Source organism: Pedobacter sp. 01N416 (assembly GCF_056399685.1).
In genome coordinates this window covers 1-16,165 of sequence record NZ_JBFTRT010000042.1, presented here as the reverse complement: position 1 = coordinate 16,165, position 16,165 = coordinate 1, and the positions used below count along the sequence as shown (strand labels likewise).

16 protein-coding genes and 1 pseudogene are annotated in these 16,165 nt (G+C 38.9%); 14 read left to right on the top strand and 3 right to left on the bottom strand.

Going from position 1 to position 16,165, the window contains the following annotated elements; all coding sequences use genetic code 11:
• Nucleotides 1–153 (bottom strand): annotated as a pseudogene (locus tag AC1DND_RS04055) (DNA polymerase III subunit); the annotation flags it as partial.
• A 320-nt stretch (nt 154–473) separates the two neighbouring features.
• Between AC1DND_RS04055 and ruvX the strand changes: the two are divergent.
• The 7 genes from ruvX to AC1DND_RS04020 all read left to right on the top strand — a co-directional run bounded on the left by ruvX (nt 474) and on the right by AC1DND_RS04020 (nt 5,255).
• Nucleotides 474–890 carry a Holliday junction resolvase RuvX gene (gene ruvX / locus AC1DND_RS04050; protein ID WP_025141594.1) on the top strand — a complete coding sequence of 139 codons (417 nt, stop codon included), beginning with the start codon at nt 474–476 and terminating at the stop codon, nt 888–890.
• A 7-nt stretch (nt 891–897) separates the two neighbouring features.
• A complete protein-coding gene (locus AC1DND_RS04045) occupies nt 898–1,536 on the top strand; it encodes an O-methyltransferase (RefSeq protein ID WP_215165355.1) in 639 nt (212 codons plus the stop codon).
• Nucleotides 1,537–1,614: 78 nt separating this feature from the next.
• On the top strand, nt 1,615–2,292 hold the full coding sequence (locus AC1DND_RS04040) for a glucosaminidase domain and LysM peptidoglycan-binding domain-containing protein (protein ID WP_477579324.1): 678 nt from the start codon (nt 1,615–1,617) through the stop codon (nt 2,290–2,292).
• Nucleotides 2,293–2,375: 83 nt separating this feature from the next.
• Nucleotides 2,376–3,035 carry a glucosaminidase domain-containing protein gene (locus AC1DND_RS04035; RefSeq protein ID WP_477579322.1) on the top strand — a complete coding sequence of 220 codons (660 nt, stop codon included), beginning with the start codon at nt 2,376–2,378 and terminating at the stop codon, nt 3,033–3,035.
• A gap of 48 nt (nt 3,036–3,083) precedes the next feature.
• Nucleotides 3,084–3,836, top strand: coding sequence for a hypothetical protein (locus tag AC1DND_RS04030; RefSeq protein WP_477579320.1), 753 nt, complete (start codon nt 3,084–3,086; stop codon nt 3,834–3,836).
• Nucleotides 3,833–4,156 (top strand): hypothetical protein, encoded by a 324-nt coding sequence (locus AC1DND_RS04025; protein WP_477579318.1) that lies wholly within the window; start codon nt 3,833–3,835, stop codon nt 4,154–4,156. Before AC1DND_RS04030 ends, AC1DND_RS04025 begins: the two co-directional genes overlap by 4 nt.
• 94 nt (nt 4,157–4,250) lie before the next feature.
• Nucleotides 4,251–5,255 (top strand): DUF3078 domain-containing protein, encoded by a 1,005-nt coding sequence (locus tag AC1DND_RS04020; RefSeq protein WP_477579316.1) that lies wholly within the window; start codon nt 4,251–4,253, stop codon nt 5,253–5,255.
• Nucleotides 5,256–5,257: 2 nt separating this feature from the next.
• On the opposite strand, the gene AC1DND_RS04015 is transcribed toward AC1DND_RS04020, so the two are convergent.
• Nucleotides 5,258–5,989 carry an SIP domain-containing protein gene (locus tag AC1DND_RS04015; protein WP_477579314.1) on the bottom strand — a complete coding sequence of 244 codons (732 nt, stop codon included), beginning with the start codon at nt 5,987–5,989 and terminating at the stop codon, nt 5,258–5,260.
• Between the two features lie 96 nt (nt 5,990–6,085).
• Between AC1DND_RS04015 and AC1DND_RS04010 the strand changes: the two genes are divergently transcribed.
• Complete coding sequence (locus AC1DND_RS04010) at nt 6,086–7,072, top strand: helix-turn-helix transcriptional regulator (RefSeq protein ID WP_477579312.1); 987 nt, start codon at nt 6,086–6,088, stop codon at nt 7,070–7,072.
• 82 nt (nt 7,073–7,154) lie between these two features.
• Here AC1DND_RS04010 and AC1DND_RS04005 read toward each other — a convergent pair whose 3' ends face one another.
• Complete coding sequence (locus AC1DND_RS04005) at nt 7,155–9,578, bottom strand: DUF5916 domain-containing protein (protein WP_477579310.1); 2,424 nt, start codon at nt 9,576–9,578, stop codon at nt 7,155–7,157.
• Nucleotides 9,579–9,769: 191 nt separating this feature from the next.
• On the opposite strand from AC1DND_RS04005, the gene ffh reads away from it, so the two are divergent.
• From ffh to AC1DND_RS03975, 6 genes are all read left to right on the top strand, one after another.
• Nucleotides 9,770–11,107 carry a signal recognition particle protein gene (ffh, locus tag AC1DND_RS04000; protein WP_215165338.1) on the top strand — a complete coding sequence of 446 codons (1,338 nt, stop codon included), beginning with the start codon at nt 9,770–9,772 and terminating at the stop codon, nt 11,105–11,107.
• Between the two features lie 379 nt (nt 11,108–11,486).
• The gene (locus AC1DND_RS03995) at nt 11,487–13,025 is read left to right on the top strand and encodes a YifB family Mg chelatase-like AAA ATPase (RefSeq protein WP_477579308.1); all 1,539 of its coding nucleotides are present in this window, start codon (nt 11,487–11,489) and stop codon (nt 13,023–13,025) included.
• Nucleotides 13,026–13,120: 95 nt separating this feature from the next.
• Nucleotides 13,121–13,777 carry a SanA/YdcF family protein gene (locus tag AC1DND_RS03990; RefSeq protein ID WP_477579306.1) on the top strand — a complete coding sequence of 219 codons (657 nt, stop codon included), beginning with the start codon at nt 13,121–13,123 and terminating at the stop codon, nt 13,775–13,777.
• 346 nt (nt 13,778–14,123) lie between these two features.
• Nucleotides 14,124–14,498: a hypothetical protein gene (locus AC1DND_RS03985; RefSeq protein ID WP_477579304.1), complete on the top strand. Its 375-nt coding sequence runs from the start codon at nt 14,124–14,126 to the stop codon at nt 14,496–14,498.
• A 115-nt stretch (nt 14,499–14,613) separates the two neighbouring features.
• Nucleotides 14,614–15,183, top strand: a complete 570-nt coding sequence (locus AC1DND_RS03980) for a Crp/Fnr family transcriptional regulator (RefSeq protein WP_477579302.1) — start codon at nt 14,614–14,616, stop codon at nt 15,181–15,183.
• Between the two features lie 84 nt (nt 15,184–15,267).
• The gene (locus AC1DND_RS03975; RefSeq protein ID WP_477579301.1) at nt 15,268–15,948 is read left to right on the top strand and encodes a type 1 glutamine amidotransferase domain-containing protein; all 681 of its coding nucleotides are present in this window, start codon (nt 15,268–15,270) and stop codon (nt 15,946–15,948) included.
• Nucleotides 15,949–16,165 lie beyond the last annotated feature (217 nt).

Here is a 16,165-nt window from a genome sequence, read left to right as displayed (position 1 = left end):
ATTAATGTATTGTGCGTAGGCAATAGCCAGCGGTACAGCGCCAGAACCAGCAGGCGACAAAAACAGTTGCGCATGGCTAATGCGGTTTTCCTTAACCGTTTGCACCAATTGTTGCTTCACTCTTTCCTGTCCGATGATTTCTTTAAACTGCATTTGGTGCAAAATAAGAAATAGATATGAGATTCACAGCCTCGTCATTCTGAACTTGCTTCAGAATCTGTATTTTTTAGATTAAAACGACATTTTATTTTTTAGAAAAGCTGGTTCCGGTAATGCTTTTGTTCGGTTCAGCCCCTCTTTCCGCTATATCCCAAATTGAACTAATTTGGGGATGCCGCTGCAATAGGGTTTTGATTGGTTCTGAAGAAGCCTTTTTGCTAAAAAACCCATTTCCTAAAAAACCTTACCTTTGGCTTTATTTTTTTAAACGGGCTAAACGCTTTACGTCAAACACCCAACGCTTAACTATTTTTATGGCACGGATCCTCGCATTTGATTACGGAACAAAACGCATCGGTATCGCGGTAACCGATCCCTTGCAGATTATCGCGACAGGACTGGATACGGTGCATCCGAAAGATGTGATCGAATATGTTAAAAAGTATATGCTCACCGAGCAGGTGGAGGCTTTTGTATTGGGCGATCCTAAACAGATGGACGGCTCTCCGTCTGATTCGGCACAACATGTAAAGGGCTTTGCTACACTGCTAAAAAAATCATTCCCCGATATCCCAAGACATTGGGTTGATGAGCGCTTTACCTCTAAACTTGCCCATCAGGCCATTATGCAAAGTGGCCTAAAAAAAATGGACAGAAGAGATAAAGATCGGGTTGATACCATTGCCGCAACCATCATTTTACAATATTTTATGGAAAGTAACCGTTTATAACCAACAAATGAGCCTAATAAACGACGATTTACAGGATTTACTAATTGCCTATTGCGAACCTGAGAGCGAATTGCTTCAACAGATAGACCGCGAAACCAATCTTAAAGTTTTAATGCCCCGCATGTTATCTGGCCACTATCAGGGCCGGGTTTTAAGCATGCTGAGCAAAATGATTTCCCCTAAAAGAATTTTAGAAATCGGCACTTTTACCGGTTATGCTACTTTATGCCTTGCTGAAGGTTTAACCAAAGATGGCCTGTTGTATACGCTGGATATTAATGAGGAATTGGAAGATATGGTGCGCCGTAACTTTGCGCAATCTGCATTTAATGATCAGATCAACTATATCTTAGGCGATGCCACCACCACAATAGCGGGTTTAGACGAAGTTTTCGACATTGTTTTTATCGATGCCGACAAGAAAAATAATGGCACTTATTACGATATGATTTTTGATCGCGTTCGTCCAGGCGGGGTTATCATTGTGGATAATGTATTATGGAGTGGAAAAGTACTGCAGGAGAAACAGGATAAAGACACCAGAAATATTACTAGTTTTAATGATAAAATAGCTGCAGATGAACGGGTTGAGAAACTGATATTACCTGTTCGCGATGGTTTGTTTGTGATCAGGAAGAAAGCTTAACATATAGTGGTTAATCGGTTAATTGTTTTAATCGGTTAATCGTACAGTTAACCAATTAAACAATTTGTACAGTTAACCATGACTAAAAAAATCTTTACTTTTTGTCTGCTCCTTTTAACAGGGATTGTTGCAAGAGCGCAAGATACGGAAGAATATATTGCAGAGCACGTAGAATATGCACAGGGTTTAATGCACGATCATAAAATTCCAGCCAGCGTTATTTTAGCTGTTGCCATACACGAATCGGCTGCAGGAAACAGTAAAATCGCACAACACCTTAATAATCATTTTGGAGTAAAAGGCCCGAATAACAATGCCGAAATCCGTTCATCCTATCGCGATTATTTAAATGCGGATGAATCTTACAGCCATTTTGTAGAAATTATGGAAACCCTCAAGCCTTTTAATAATCTTTTCGAAAAATACGATCAATACGATTACAAAGGCTGGGCTTACGGAATCCGCCGTTGCGGTTATGCCAGCAGTAGAAGCTGGGCCAGCCAGGTAATTGGCTTAATTAAAAAATACGAACTCTACCAATATGATGAAAGGCCAGAAGGATATGAAGAGCCTGTTTATGCAGCGCCAGTTCACCACCGCAGCAAAAGCAGAAGAACAGCCAAAACTTATACCGTAAAATCTGGAGACAACCTAAGAATAATTGCAAAAAAGAAAGGCACCACCGTTAAAGCCCTGATGCAAAAAAACGGCATAAAAAAAGCGAACTTAAAACCAGGACAGAAGTTGAAGTTTTGAGTCCGGGGTCATGAACCAAAGTCGATAAAGCCATACAGTTAACCAATTCCAACAATTAACCGATTAAACAAATCATAACATCAATGCGTTCATTCAGCCATTACATCCCTGCAAGTATTACATTGGCGCAGGGAATTTTAGAATCGGGCAGTGGAAATAGCGACCTGGCTAAATACGCCAACAATCATTTTGGTATTAAATGTACATTAGACTGGAAGGGAAAAAACTACTTCCGGGACGATGATCAAAAAAACGACTGTTTTAGGGTGTATAAGGATGCGCGCGAATCTTTCAGGGATCACTCTGAGTTTTTAAAGCGCAAACGTTATAGCTTCCTTTTCCAGTTGGATAAGAACGATTACAAAAGTTGGGCGCAGGGATTAAAAACAGCCGGATATGCCACCAATCCAAAATATCCAGATTTATTGATCAATACCATCGAAAAATACCAGCTTTACCAATACGATCAACCGGAAAGCGAAAAGCAAAAGATTGCCAGGGAGGATCGTGTCTTTTCAGAAATCAATCAGAATATTCCGCAGGAAAAGGCTAAATTTACACCAGTACCCCCTCCCCCTGCTGCAGCTAAACCCATTCTTGCCGATGGTACTTATACCGTTGTTAAAGGAGATACACTCTACAATATTGCAAAACGTTTTAATTTAACGGTTGATCAGTTAAAAATGCTGAACGAAATGAGTACCGACGCCATTAAACTGGGTCTGATACTTAAGGTTAAATAATGTTAAGTACAAGCATAGCCTGCCAGATATTTGTAGTTTTGTAGCTTAATGAAATTTTTTCTTCCCTTTATACTTGCTTTCGGCTTCTCTACGTTGCTTCATGCACAGAATAAACCTGTGCAGGGAATTGTTATTGATAAAGAAACAAAGCAGCGTTTGGCCAAGGTTTATATTTATAACATCCGTACAGGTGATGGTTTATACAACAATACCAAAGGTGAGTTTAGCACCTTTGCGCTGCCTGGCGACACCTTAGTTGCAGCTTTATCGGGCTATGGAGTAGATACTATTGTTTTTAAGGGACAAACTGCCGCATACTTTCAACTCAGATCGTTGGGCATAAGACTGCGCGATGTACTTATTCAACAAAAAAGATTAAGTCCGCAGCAGCAATACGAAAAAAATGTTCAGGAATATCGTTACCAAACCATGAAAGGAAGTAGTAAAGATTTATTAAACTTAGGTAACGGCGGTGTTGGTTTAGGTATCGATGCGATCTATAATCTGTTAAGCAAGCAAGGAAGAAATGCCCGCCACCTTCAAAAAATTTTAGAAAAAGACTATCGTGAAGACCTGATCGATTATCGTTTCAGCGCCAGTCTGGTTAGTCAGGTATTAGGCATAAAAGATGCTGAGCTCATTGATTTTATGCAGCAATACCGCCCAACTTATCAGTTTGTGCTCGATGCTACTGATTATTCTTTTAACCAGTTTATCAGAAATGCCTATAAAAGCTACAGGTTAAACCCCAAAGCACTGCAATTGCCTCCATTGCCTAAAATAACCATCGATAAGCTGTGAAAGCGCCAATTATCATCGTTAAAAAACTTCCGGCAGCGGGCATGGCAATCTTTCCATTTATCCTGTTAAAATCGCCGCGGTTTAAAAGTGATCCAATCATTATTAACCACGAAAAAATCCATTTACGCCAGCAATTAGAATTGCTTATTTTCCCTTTTTATATTTTATATCTGGTTAACTACCTGCTTAATCTTATTAAATGCCGGAACCATGATTTAGCCTACCGTAACATCGTTTTTGAGCAGGAAGCCTATGAAAATGAAAATGATTTAAATTACCTAAAAAAGGGTAATTGGTACGGCTGGTTTAAAAAGATCTGAAACAATAGTTTTCACCTTCAATTCAATTGTCAATCTGACAATCATTTTGTTAAATGCTTTTTATCTCTAAAATTTTTCGTTTTCTTTGTAGGCAATGAAGAACTGTTTAGCTGCCATAATCCTGATTCTAAGTTTCTGCTCTACAAAATTATATGCACAGGAAATTGATACTATTCCGATCAATACAAAAGACCTGAATATAAAGTTAAAGCGTAGTCCTTTGCCGAGCAGACAAGGACCATTAAACTTTGAACCGGTAAAAATTAAGCCTTTGGTGGTAAACGCCAAGATTAATTATTGGAAAACAAGAACCAACATCGGTATCAATGTTAATCAGGCCCAGTTTAGTAACAACTGGAAAGGTGGGGGTACCAACTCTGTGGCTGTTGGTGGCTTGCTAAACTGGAAAGCAGAATATAATAAAAACAGCTATAGCTATATCAGTGAACTTGTTTTGCAATATGGTAAAATCAAAAATAAAGATCAGCTGCAAAAGAAAACCAACGACCGTATTTTTTGGGACAATAAAGCGTCTTTCCAACTCTCTAAAAGCTGGTTCTTTTTCGGATCGATAAGTTTTGAATCTCAGTTTGATAAAGGCTTCAGATACTTTAGGGATGGGAATGGAGATGAACAACAGGTTTTGATTTCTAAATTTATGGCACCAGGCTATTTAACCGAATCAATCGGTTTTGAGTACAAGCCTGTTAAATATTTCTCTACACGGATCGGTACAGGTACAGCCAGACAAACTTTTGTTCTCGATACCGCGGTATACGACGGTAAAAATGAGGTTTACGCAGTAGAAAAAGGGAAAAACTTTAAAAACGAACTGGCTTTTCAGATCGTGAGTGCTTTCGATAAGGATATTTTCACCAATACAAACCTAAAAGCGCGATATGCCATGTTCATTCCTTATAAAGATTTTAAGGCAAGTAAAATCGACCACAGGTTAGACATTGCTTTAACAGCAAAAATTAACCGTTTTATGAACACCAGTTTAACTGGGGTACTTTTATTTGATGATGATACAGGCACAAACAAAATACAGGCGAACCAAACTTTAGCGCTGGGTTTTGGCTTTACCTTCCCCAGATAGGTTTAGGCGCCACCAACCTTACCTATTTCCCAATACGGCATTGTTATAATCTGCCTGAAGCTTACGCCTCTTTGCTTTAGGTATTTTTTAAACTGTTGTACCGATTTGGCCCTGCCAGTTAAATAAAAAGTAGCATTTTGCCACATTTCCCAGCATAATGGATGCATATTTTCCATCCAGTTAATGGCATTTTTTGCCGGGGCATTTACATCAGAAGGCACGGTATCGATCAATAACTTAAGGTGATCAACAGAACTCAGGTTTTCTTCCTGAAGCTCCAAAACTCCAAAGTATTCAACATCTTCGTCGATCACTTTTTTTCCAAGCGATTCGTACAGGCCCAGGCTGGTTTCGTCGCCAAAAAAGAAATGCTGATTAGATTCTTCATTGTATTTTACCTTCGCGCGATCTACAATAAGTTTCAAATGGTCTCCTTTTTGGATGTTCACAGCTAAGCTATGGCCCGGTCCTTGTCTGTTTAAGTAAAAAATAACTTCGCAGGTTTCGTGCGCTTCATCAAAGCTAGATAAAGTATAATGCCTATATTCATTGGCATTAACCCTTAACAGCACTTCCATTCCAGGAATAAATTTGGCATCGAAAAAATCGCCTTTAAAGGTAACGCACTTTAAGTTGCTGCTTAACATTTTAGTTTCTACAACTTCTACCTGATATATTTTATTGCTGATCACTTTTTCCATTGTGTTGGCCAGCCATGATGGTAATTTTGGCATCGTATTCTTTTGTTTAGTAACTTTGAACAAAAGTAGTTGTCTAACAAACGCATCTTTTTATACCAAAAGGATTAAAGTTTATATCAAAAGGATTTTATGGCTTTAAACATTTATGATGGTGACGATAAATACTATATTGTTGGTAACAAGTTCGACAATAACGAATTTAATCAGGCACTGGTAACCGAGCGGAGGGATAAATACAGCTTTCCGTTTGGCGATGCAGAGATTGTGGAGATCGCTTTTTCGGGTATTTACATTGTTTACGGCGATATGCTCGTGAAAAAGAGCCGCCTGCGCATTAAATCTTTTGATGAGCCTGATATGGTTGAGCTTCATTTTTCAATTACAGGCGGCGGGATTATGGAAAATTACCTCACCAACAAACGCCTGGATATCAAAGCCAATCAGCACAATATTATTTATAGTCCTGATTTTGATGGGATGGCAGAATTTACAGTAGGTGGTCCGCATAAATTTTTCGAGGTAAATTTCGAAAGATCACGTTTTGTTGATTTAACTGGCGAAAGCAGCACTTTGCTAAAAAACTTTGCCGAAAAAATTATGAACAACCGTTCGGTAGAGCTTTCATCAGAAAACCTGCCCATCAGCTTAGCCATGCACAGTTGTATAAATGATATTATGAACTGCCAGTTTACTGGTGGATTAAAGCTCTTGTTCCTACAATCTAAATGCCTCGAACTTTTGGCATTGCAAGCTCAGGCTTTCGAATTGGCGGCTAAGAAAACAGAAAGCCCAGCCCTTAAATCATACGATAAAGACCGCATTTATTATGCACGCGAATATTTGTTAGCCAATGCCAGCCATCCCCCATGTTTAACCGAATTGGCAAAGGTTGCAGGCATAAACGAATTTAAACTGAAACATGGCTTTAAAGAAATTTTCAAAAACACCGTTTTTGGCTATTTAAGCGATTATAAATTGATGCGGGCCAAAGAACTCCTGGCCGATAGCAGCAAAAATATCAAAAATATTTCCGACGAACTGGGCTATTCTTCGGTACAGCATTTCAGTAGTGCTTTTAGTAAAAAATTCGGTGTAAGCCCTGGTAAAGCAAGGTAGTTTAGTTGGGGGTTTGGACCTTTAGTCTTCATATGTATACTTCCTAGCCTTGGGTTTAAACCCAAGGCTAGGAACACCCAACTTATCCCTTCTTCCTTTTTTTCTTCAAATCGAGATAATCAACATAATATAAAACCTTTACAGAAAGGCTGTTATTCTGAGGGGCATTTAAAATTCCGCTCAGGTTTTTATTATAACGTTGCGTATAAAAAGTATCATAAGTTTCGGCCGCATCCTTGTACGAAACAGAAAGGGTGCTACCGGGTGCAAATTGCCAGGTATAAATCAAATCAATATTAAACACATTATAGTTTCTATCCATCGCGGTTAACGTTGGCCCTTGATAATCGGTTAAATGGCCATCAGGCTGAAGCAGGTAAAATTCTTTATTTCGTCTATCACTCCAATAATGTCTTAGTACAACGGTTAGCCCCATTAAGTTGGTAAAGGTATATTTAGCATCAAATGAGTTTTCTACCGTTCTGCGGTCGTATTTAGAGAATATAGCTTTATCACCTTGTGCGGTTACCCAGTTTACATAATCGTAGTTTGGGTTAAAGTTCAGGTCTAAACCAAAAGCAATCTTATCATTTAACCTCAGGTTCTGGAAAAAGTAAAAATTATACTGTTTGCCGCCGAAAAGATGCTGTTCAAAATAGCGCACATTTCCACCAAAATTATAGGCCTTGGCGCGGTTGGGATTTATATACAAGGCAACACCAAAATTTCCTGGCGCCTGATACATTTGTCCATTTCGGGCTTCGTAAAAGTCGTTCCCTTTTCTATCTACACTTAAATCAAACTCTGCCKACCATTGATTTTTAAATTGAACCCAATACCCTGCATTCGCACCTATTTTTTGATAAGCACTCGGTATTGCCCTGCGAGAATAATTTAGATTAAGCCAGCTTTCAAATTGATTATACCATTTACTTGGCTTGTATACGTTATAACCAATACCAATCCGCTGATCTAAAAAGTTGTTATTGGTAAAGAAACCCATATCTGATGGATCAAATTTATCATCTGCATATACCTGATTGTAGCTCCAGGTAAAATTGCCGCTCTGTTTTCCAAACCTTAAGGTGTAGCTATAACCCGTGCTCGATTCTTCACCCCGTAAATAGCTCATTTTGCCCCCGCCATTTACGAAATATTTATTGCCTTTATTGTTTAAATTGAAAAGCAGCGCACTCACATTGGCATCGTAAGCAGAGCCTTGCCTAAGTACATTTGTATTGATAAACGTAGCCGAACTGTTGTTTTTTAACGACTGATCGAAAACCAGAATATTATAATTGGTGAGCGGTTGCGTTTCTACCATACGAAGGTTACCCTGAGCATCCTCTACCTCGGTTTCCATGCTATTGGTAATGGCATTAAATATCCCAATACCCAGGCCTTTTGCTGTCCGTCCTGAAATTTTTGTGGCGTTTAATACCTTGGCTTCAGTTTGATCTTTTACAATTTTATCACTGCTGCCTACCCCGCTGTAATTATAATAGGATGGAATAGAACCGATGCGCTTCGAATAAAACAGGTCACCTTTGTTAAACAATTCTGTTCCCTCGGTAAAAAACTGTCGGTTTTCATTAAATTTCACCTCAAAAGGTGTGAGGTTTAATATCCGGTTATCGGATTGCACTTGCCCAAAATCGGGCACTAAAGTCATGTCCAGCGTAAAACTATTGTTGATTCCGTATTTAACATCCATCCCCCCGTTAAACCGCGAGGTTGTGTTTTTTACCCCGGGCAAATTAACCGGATAATGGTTTACATAAGCTGAAATATATGGCGAAAAAGATAATCTTAACGGAGGTTTAACATCTTTTATTCCCGTCCACAGCCCCTCCTGATTGATAAAACCGTTTACTTTAGGGTCTACAAAATTCCAAAAGGTTTGAAGGTTTTTCCGCTGCATCCTGCGGCTAAAATTCAAACCCCAGTTCTGGACATCCCTACTAGAGAAACGCAAGGCCGAATAAGGGATCTTCATTTCGCAGGTCCAGCCTTTATCATCAATTTTAACAGCACTTTCCCACACAGCGTTCCAGCTTGCATCTTCATCACCCACCTGCGAGTATTTGGCATCAAACTGAACACCGGCAGCGGTAACGAAAAAGCCATTTCCATTCATCTTATCATAAAAGGGATCGACAATAATTGAAATGAAATCGGCATTGCCAATATTATCTCTCGAAACCAACTCGTGCGAAACACTGTCAGGGTGATCGTACATCCGGGCATAAACATAAATCGCAACGTCATCGTAAAGCACCTTCATTTCAGTGCGCCGATCGTGAGTTTCTATCTTTCCAGGGTTTGGCCTGATCTGAATAAAATCAGTAGCAATTGGAACATTATTCCAACACTCATCATCTAAAATACCGTCTATTTTGGGGCTTTGCAGCGTTCTTTTTGCTTCCAGTTGGCGCTGTTTCGAAATATCCTGGGCTTGGGAAAAAGCACAAATAAATATAAAAAAAAGGAGGATGCAGCGTTTCATTCGTTTAGGTTAGTTAGGTATAAGACCACGCCTTAAACAAAATGTTGCACCAAAGAAAAATTTAATATTCATCTTCCTAAAGTTTTGACTTTGAGTTGCTAAGATTTACAAGCAAAATTTGATACATTTGCCTTTTATTAAAAACAAGTAGCTTTTTGCCTTTCGGCATGAAGCTTTTAGCTTAAAAAAAGATGTTTGATAATTTACAGGACAAGCTAGACAGAGCATTTAAAGTACTAAAAGGACAAGGCAGTATTACGGAAATCAACGTGGCAGAAACCATGAAAGAAATTCGTAAAGCATTATTAGATGCCGATGTTAACTATAAAACAGCAAAAGCATTTACCGATGATGTGAGGCAAAAAGCTTTGGGGCAAAACGTGCTTACAGCCGTTTCTCCAGGTCAATTGCTTACCAAAATAATGAACGATGAACTTGCAGCTTTAATGGGTGGCGAAGTTACAGAGTTAGATACTAAAGCAAATCCTACCATTATCTTAATTGCTGGTTTAAACGGTGCGGGTAAAACTACCTTTGCTGGTAAACTGGCTTTGCATTTAAAAGGCAAGGGTAAAAAACCTTTATTGGTTGCAGGCGATATGTACCGCCCGGCGGCTGTAGATCAATTGGAGGTTTTAGGAACCTCGGTTGGTGTTTCAGTCTACGCTAACCGTGCCTCAAACGATCCTGTTGGCATTGCTTTAGAAGGTATTGCACACGGTAAAGAAAATGGAAATAACGTAATCATTATAGATACCGCTGGTCGTTTAGCGATCGACGAATCTTTAATGAACGAAATATCTGAAGTTAAGGCTAAAACTCAGCCGCACGAGATTTTATTCGTGGTGGATTCGATGACCGGTCAGGATGCGGTAAATACAGCCAAAGTATTTAATGACAGACTTGATTTTACGGGCGTTGTTTTAACTAAATTAGATGGCGATACCCGCGGTGGGGCAGCGCTTTCAATTAAATCGGTAGTAAACAAGCCAATTAAATTTATCGGTACCGGCGAGAAAATGGAAGCACTTGATGTTTTCTATCCAGACCGTATGGCATCGCGTATTTTGGGCATGGGTGATGTGGTGTCGCTTGTTGAACGTGCACAGATGCAGTTCGATGAGAAAGAGGCAGCAGAACTTCAGAAAAAAATCCGCAAGAATAAATTCGATTTCAACGATTTCTACAACCAGATTCAGCAGATCAAGAAAATGGGTAATATGAAAGATTTGATGGGTATGATTCCTGGAGTGGGCAAAATGATGAAGAACGTAGATATTCAGGACGATGCCTTTAAATCAATTGAAGCGATTATCAACTCAATGACTCCGTTTGAAAAAGAAAACCCAGATAGTATCCAGCAAAGCCGCCGTTTACGTATTGCAAAAGGTTCGGGCAGCAAGGTAGAAGAAGTTACTAAACTAATTAAGCAGTTTGAAGATATGCGTAAAATGATGAAGCAGTTTTCTAACCCGGCAGCCGCAGCAGCAATGATGAAAGGTATGCCTAAAATGCCATTTGGCAGATAATTTAGAAGGTTTAGAGTAGAGGGTTTAGGGCGTAAGGCCTTATTCTTCGTGAAAATACAAATCCAGGTCGCAACCCACAGCGTCATGCTGAACTTGTTTCAGCATCTTTCAAAATAATATAAATCCCGATCAGTAATGGTCGGGATTTTTGTTTTATAGGTTTTGGAAATGAGTGTTCAGCTTTCCATAGGAGGGTTTTAGCCCTGCTTTCCCTGTCCCGACATAAAGTCGGGATCGTCCAATCAGGTTTATTTAACAGCGGTTGGTGAAATCGACTCGCTAATAGATACTAAAACTTGATCTTTTTTAAATAATCTGTATATTAGAATCAATATTCATCCCGAATAATTTACATCCGAATTTATTTTAATTAAAATCAATGCTTGTAAAAACATACGGGAGTGCTGTTTATGGCGTAAATGCACTAACCATAACAATCGAAGTGAATATTAGCGCAGGTACAAAATACTATATGGTAGGCCTGCCAGATAATGCGGTAAAAGAAAGTCTTCAACGTGTGGCCAGCGCCATTAATATTTCGGGGTTCCGTATGCCGAAGCAGAAAATTGTAGTCAATTTAGCGCCTGCAGATATTAAAAAAGAAGGCTCATCCTATGACCTCCCAATAGCCATCGGCATTTTAGCAGCATCTGGACAGATTCCTTGTGATGAATTGGACGACTATTTCATTATGGGCGAACTCTCTTTAGACGGGACCATTCAACCCATTAAAGGCGCCTTACCAATCGCTATCCAAGCACAACAAGATGGTTTTAAAGGTTTCATCTTACCGAAACAAAATGTTCGCGAGGCTGGCATTGTAAACGATTTAATTGCCTATGGTGTAGAAAACCTGGCTCAGGTAATCGCTTTCTTTAATAAGAGTGAAAAACTGGAACAGGTTAAAATCAATACGAAAGAAGAATTCTTAAAAAACATCAATAATTACGAGCACGATTTTGCCGATGTTAAAGGCCAGGAGAATATTAAAAGAGCATTGGAAATTGCTGCAGCAGGTGGTCACAATGTTATTTTAATCGGTCCGCCAGGGGCAGGCAAAACCATGTTAGCCAAACGTCTGCCAACTATCTTACCCCCATTAAATTTAAATGAAGCTTTAGAAACCACAAAAATCCACTCCGTTGCCGGAAAACTTTCTGCTGCCGATGCTTTAATGACCATCCGTCCGTACCGCTCCCCACACCATACCATTAGCGATGTTGCTTTGGTGGGCGGGGGAATAAACCCACAGCCCGGAGAAATATCGCTGGCCCATAACGGCGTTTTGTTTTTAGATGAGCTACCCGAATTTAAGCGTACCGTTTTAGAGGTAATGCGCCAACCTTTAGAAGACCGTAAAGTGGCCATAGCAAGGGCAAGATTTTCGGTAGAGTATCCGGCTAGCTTTATGCTGGTGGCCTCAATGAATCCCTGCCCATGCGGTTTTTACAACCATCCGGAGAAAGATTGTGTTTGCGCACCAGGAGTGGTTCAAAAGTACCTGAGTAAAATATCTGGACCACTTCTAGACAGGATTGATCTTCATGTAGAAGTAACGCCGGTTAATTTTACAGAATTAGCCTCCACAGCCAACACAGAACGAAGCAACCACATTAGGGAACGTGTAATTAAAGCCCGGGAAGTTCAGGACAAACGTTTTCTTGATAAAGAAGAATTGCACTGCAACGCCCAAATGAGCCCGAAAATGGTGCGTAAAGTGTGTCAGATCAGCGAAGCAGGTACTACTTTATTAAAAACCGCAATGGAAAGGCTAGGCTTATCAGCCCGTGCTTACGATAGGATTTTAAAAGTGGCCCGAACCATTGCCGATTTAGCCGGAAGTGAAAATGTAGAGCTCGAGCATTTAGCAGAATCCATCAATTATAGGAGTTTAGATAGGGATGGTTGGGCAGGGTAAAAAAGATTTGCAGAAAATCAATTTTTAAATACATGGGATAATCCGTTTTGCCTTTAACTATCTTTAAGAGATAAATAATTATTACCGTCTAATCCATGAAGACTAAAAAAATCATAAAGTTGTTAATCTATGCCTCCTTATTGGGCATTATTGTAGTGTTGGGCATAAATTTATTGGTAAAATCTCAAACTGATCCGGTAATTTTTTCAAAAGAAAAAGACACACCAGGAACCAAAGTGGCCATTATTTTCGGAGCAGGCATTAACAATAATAAACCTAGCAAATACTTAAAAGATAGGCTCGATGCTGGTATCGAACTTTATAAAAACCATAAAATTGATAARATTCTGTTATCTGGCGACAACGGTAGCGATGAGCATGACGAGTTAACGGTGATGAAACTTTACTGTTATCAGCACGGTGTTGATACCAATAAGATCTATCTTGATTATGCTGGATTTGATAGCTACTCTACCTTATATAGATCTAAATATATCTTCAAGGTTGATACGGCCATTCTGGTTTCACAAAAATATCATTTAAACCGGTGTATCAATATTGGAAATAAATTGGGCGTCAAATCATATGGCTTTGCTGCCGATCAAGGAACGTATCAGGGTTACAAATATGCTTCTTTTAGAGAATATTTTGCCGTTGTAAAATCTACAATTGATATTTTAATTGGTAGAAAACCACACTTTTTAGGCAAAACGGTAGACATTAACGGACCTTCAAATTATACTAAAGAATAACGTGAAATATATTGCTCTTTGATTTCTTTGAGCGGTAAAAATTTCTTTTTTCTTCAAATATCGGTCTATATCAATTTCAATAAATAAGCGATGTTCTTCTAAACTGAACAGTTTTATTTATTTGTGAGCGCAAGCAGCTGTAAAAAATCTATTATGGGCAGCAGGAGTGAAGAACGCCACCAATTGCAATTATAAAAACCTATTAAACAGCGTTTTAAATATACATTTTTATGTTGTTTTTATTCTGTATCTCACTATTTTTTGAGCATTAATGACTCGTTTGGCATAGTCATTGTCATAGCTCTGTTACATTTATTACCTATTTAAAATTAAAAAAGTGAAAGAGATGAAAAAGACAGTTCAAATTTTCAGCATGCTTTTAATAGCATTAACCGTAATGGTATCGTGTAAAAAAGATACCGATCCAGCAGATCGAGACTTCTTTGTGGGTACTTACAAAGGAACCGTTTCCTATCGTAGTGGTGAGACTACCATCAACAGTACCGATGGTAAAGTAACAGTAAGCAAAATTGGTGAAACGTATAATTTTTACTTTGGTAACGGGATTCCTGATATTACAGGAGTAAAGTTTGAAAAAACGGGCGACAACAGTTATGTAAGTATTGGATCGGGTTTAACCGGTATCAGTATTGATGCCAGTACCCTTAAAATTTTGGTTTCGAAAGATGGGCAAACCTGGACAGCAAATTGCACGAGGTAAACCATTTAAAAAGACAGAAGGCCCGATCAATAAAAAATCGGGCCTTATTTTTTCTCCTTACCTCATTCCAAAAGCAAAAAATGAGTTTCATGCTTAATTTAGTTAAATTTATAGCATGAGTTTTGAATTAAAAACACACCTCGAAGAAATCATTTCCCTTACCGATCAGGAGTTTGAGCATATAGCAGCACATTTCAAACCTAAAACGCTTAAAAAACACCAGTACCTCATCCAGGAAGACGAATTTGTTAATCACATTTATTTTGTAGTTAAAGGTTTACTAAAGGCTACATTTACAGATGCCAATGGTAAAGCGTATATTATTCAGTTTGCAATGGAAAACTGGTGGCTTTCCGATTTTAGGGCTTTTTATGGGCATGTTAAATCGATTACGAACATCAGTTGCTTAGAAAACTCCGAACTACTCTCTATCAGCAAAGATAGTTTAGATCAGCTATGCAACGAAAGCCATAAAATGGAGCATTTTTTCAGGATAAAAAACAGTTTAGGCTATGTAGCGCTACAGCAAAGGGTTTTATCACTTTTGACCACAAGCCCGAAAGAGCGTTTTGAACAAGTCGCTCAACAGTATCCGCAATTGATGCAACGGGTTTCTAAAACAATAATCGCAGCATACCTGGGCATTTCTAGAGAAACCTTAAGCAGGCTTTCCGCAAAAGTGTGATTTTGCGCACATTAAATTTGTGATTGAAGTCCTTTGCTGCCCTATTCAAGAGCACTAATTTTGTGATACACTTAGCAAAAAAATATGAATAAGAAAGTTTTATTCGTGCTTACAAGCCACGACGAATTAGGAAATACAGGTTTAAAAACAGGTTTTTGGTCAGAAGAATTGGCAGCGCCATATTATGCCTTAGCCGACAAAGGCATTGATATTGTATTGGCCTCACCAAAAGGTGGTCAACCACCAATTGACCCTAAAAGTGAAGATCCTTCTTTTCAAACCGAAACGACGAAAAGAATGGACAAAGACGCTGTTCTATTGGCCAAATTAAAAAATACCATTCCACTGGCCGATATAGTGATGGATGATTATGATGCAGTTTTTTATCCTGGTGGTCACGGACCACTTTGGGATTTAGCAGAAAGCGCAACTTCACAACAACTCATTACCGAATTCTATAACGCCAACAAGCCTGTTGCTTTTGTATGTCATGCTCCGGGAGTGCTTAAGGATGTAAAGATAAATGGTGAATACCTGGTGAACGGCAAAAATGTAACCGGGTTTACCAATACCGAAGAAGAAGCTGTACAATTAACAAACGTAGTGCCTTTCTTAGTAGAGGATATGTTGATAAAAAATGGTGGACATTACAGCAAGATAGCTGATTGGAATCCCTATGCCTTAGTTGATGGCTTATTGATTACCGGACAAAACCCTGCCTCATCAGAAAAAGTTGCAGAAGAATTATTAAAGCTCCTTGCCTAAATTTAAAATCCTCAACACAGGCTGGTTTAACCAAACCTTGTTGAGGATTACTTATTATAACTCGTCTTCTTCCTCGTCTTCAGGTTCAGGCACATATTTTTCAATGGCCTGGCCAATAGCATTCACTTCCTCGTCTTCTTCAAAAATTGGAAGTTCGGTTTTATAATCCATTTTTAACCAGATAGATGAAGTATCCTTCTGAATCTGAATATATTCT

What these genes read in the sequence shown, in the direction of transcription:
- AC1DND_RS04030 (WP_477579320.1), top strand. Translation starts at nt 3,084, where the DNA reads ATGAAATTTTTTCTTCCCTTTATACTTGCTTTCGGCTTCTCTACGTTG.
- AC1DND_RS03980 (WP_477579302.1), top strand. Translation starts at nt 14,614, where the DNA reads ATGAGTTTTGAATTAAAAACACACCTCGAAGAAATCATTTCCCTTACC.
- AC1DND_RS04020 (WP_477579316.1), top strand. Translation starts at nt 4,251, where the DNA reads ATGAAGAACTGTTTAGCTGCCATAATCCTGATTCTAAGTTTCTGCTCT.
- AC1DND_RS04010 (WP_477579312.1), top strand. Translation starts at nt 6,086, where the DNA reads ATGGCTTTAAACATTTATGATGGTGACGATAAATACTATATTGTTGGT.
- AC1DND_RS04015 (WP_477579314.1), bottom strand. Translation starts at nt 5,989, where the DNA reads ATGCCAAAATTACCATCATGGCTGGCCAACACAATGGAAAAAGTGATC.
- AC1DND_RS04045 (WP_215165355.1), top strand. Translation starts at nt 898, where the DNA reads ATGAGCCTAATAAACGACGATTTACAGGATTTACTAATTGCCTATTGC.
- AC1DND_RS03985 (WP_477579304.1), top strand. Translation starts at nt 14,124, where the DNA reads ATGAAAAAGACAGTTCAAATTTTCAGCATGCTTTTAATAGCATTAACC.
- AC1DND_RS04040 (WP_477579324.1), top strand. Translation starts at nt 1,615, where the DNA reads ATGACTAAAAAAATCTTTACTTTTTGTCTGCTCCTTTTAACAGGGATT.
- ruvX (WP_025141594.1), top strand. Translation starts at nt 474, where the DNA reads ATGGCACGGATCCTCGCATTTGATTACGGAACAAAACGCATCGGTATC.
- AC1DND_RS04035 (WP_477579322.1), top strand. Translation starts at nt 2,376, where the DNA reads ATGCGTTCATTCAGCCATTACATCCCTGCAAGTATTACATTGGCGCAG.
- AC1DND_RS03975 (WP_477579301.1), top strand. Translation starts at nt 15,268, where the DNA reads ATGAATAAGAAAGTTTTATTCGTGCTTACAAGCCACGACGAATTAGGA.
- AC1DND_RS03995 (WP_477579308.1), top strand. Translation starts at nt 11,487, where the DNA reads ATGCTTGTAAAAACATACGGGAGTGCTGTTTATGGCGTAAATGCACTA.
- ffh (WP_215165338.1), top strand. Translation starts at nt 9,770, where the DNA reads ATGTTTGATAATTTACAGGACAAGCTAGACAGAGCATTTAAAGTACTA.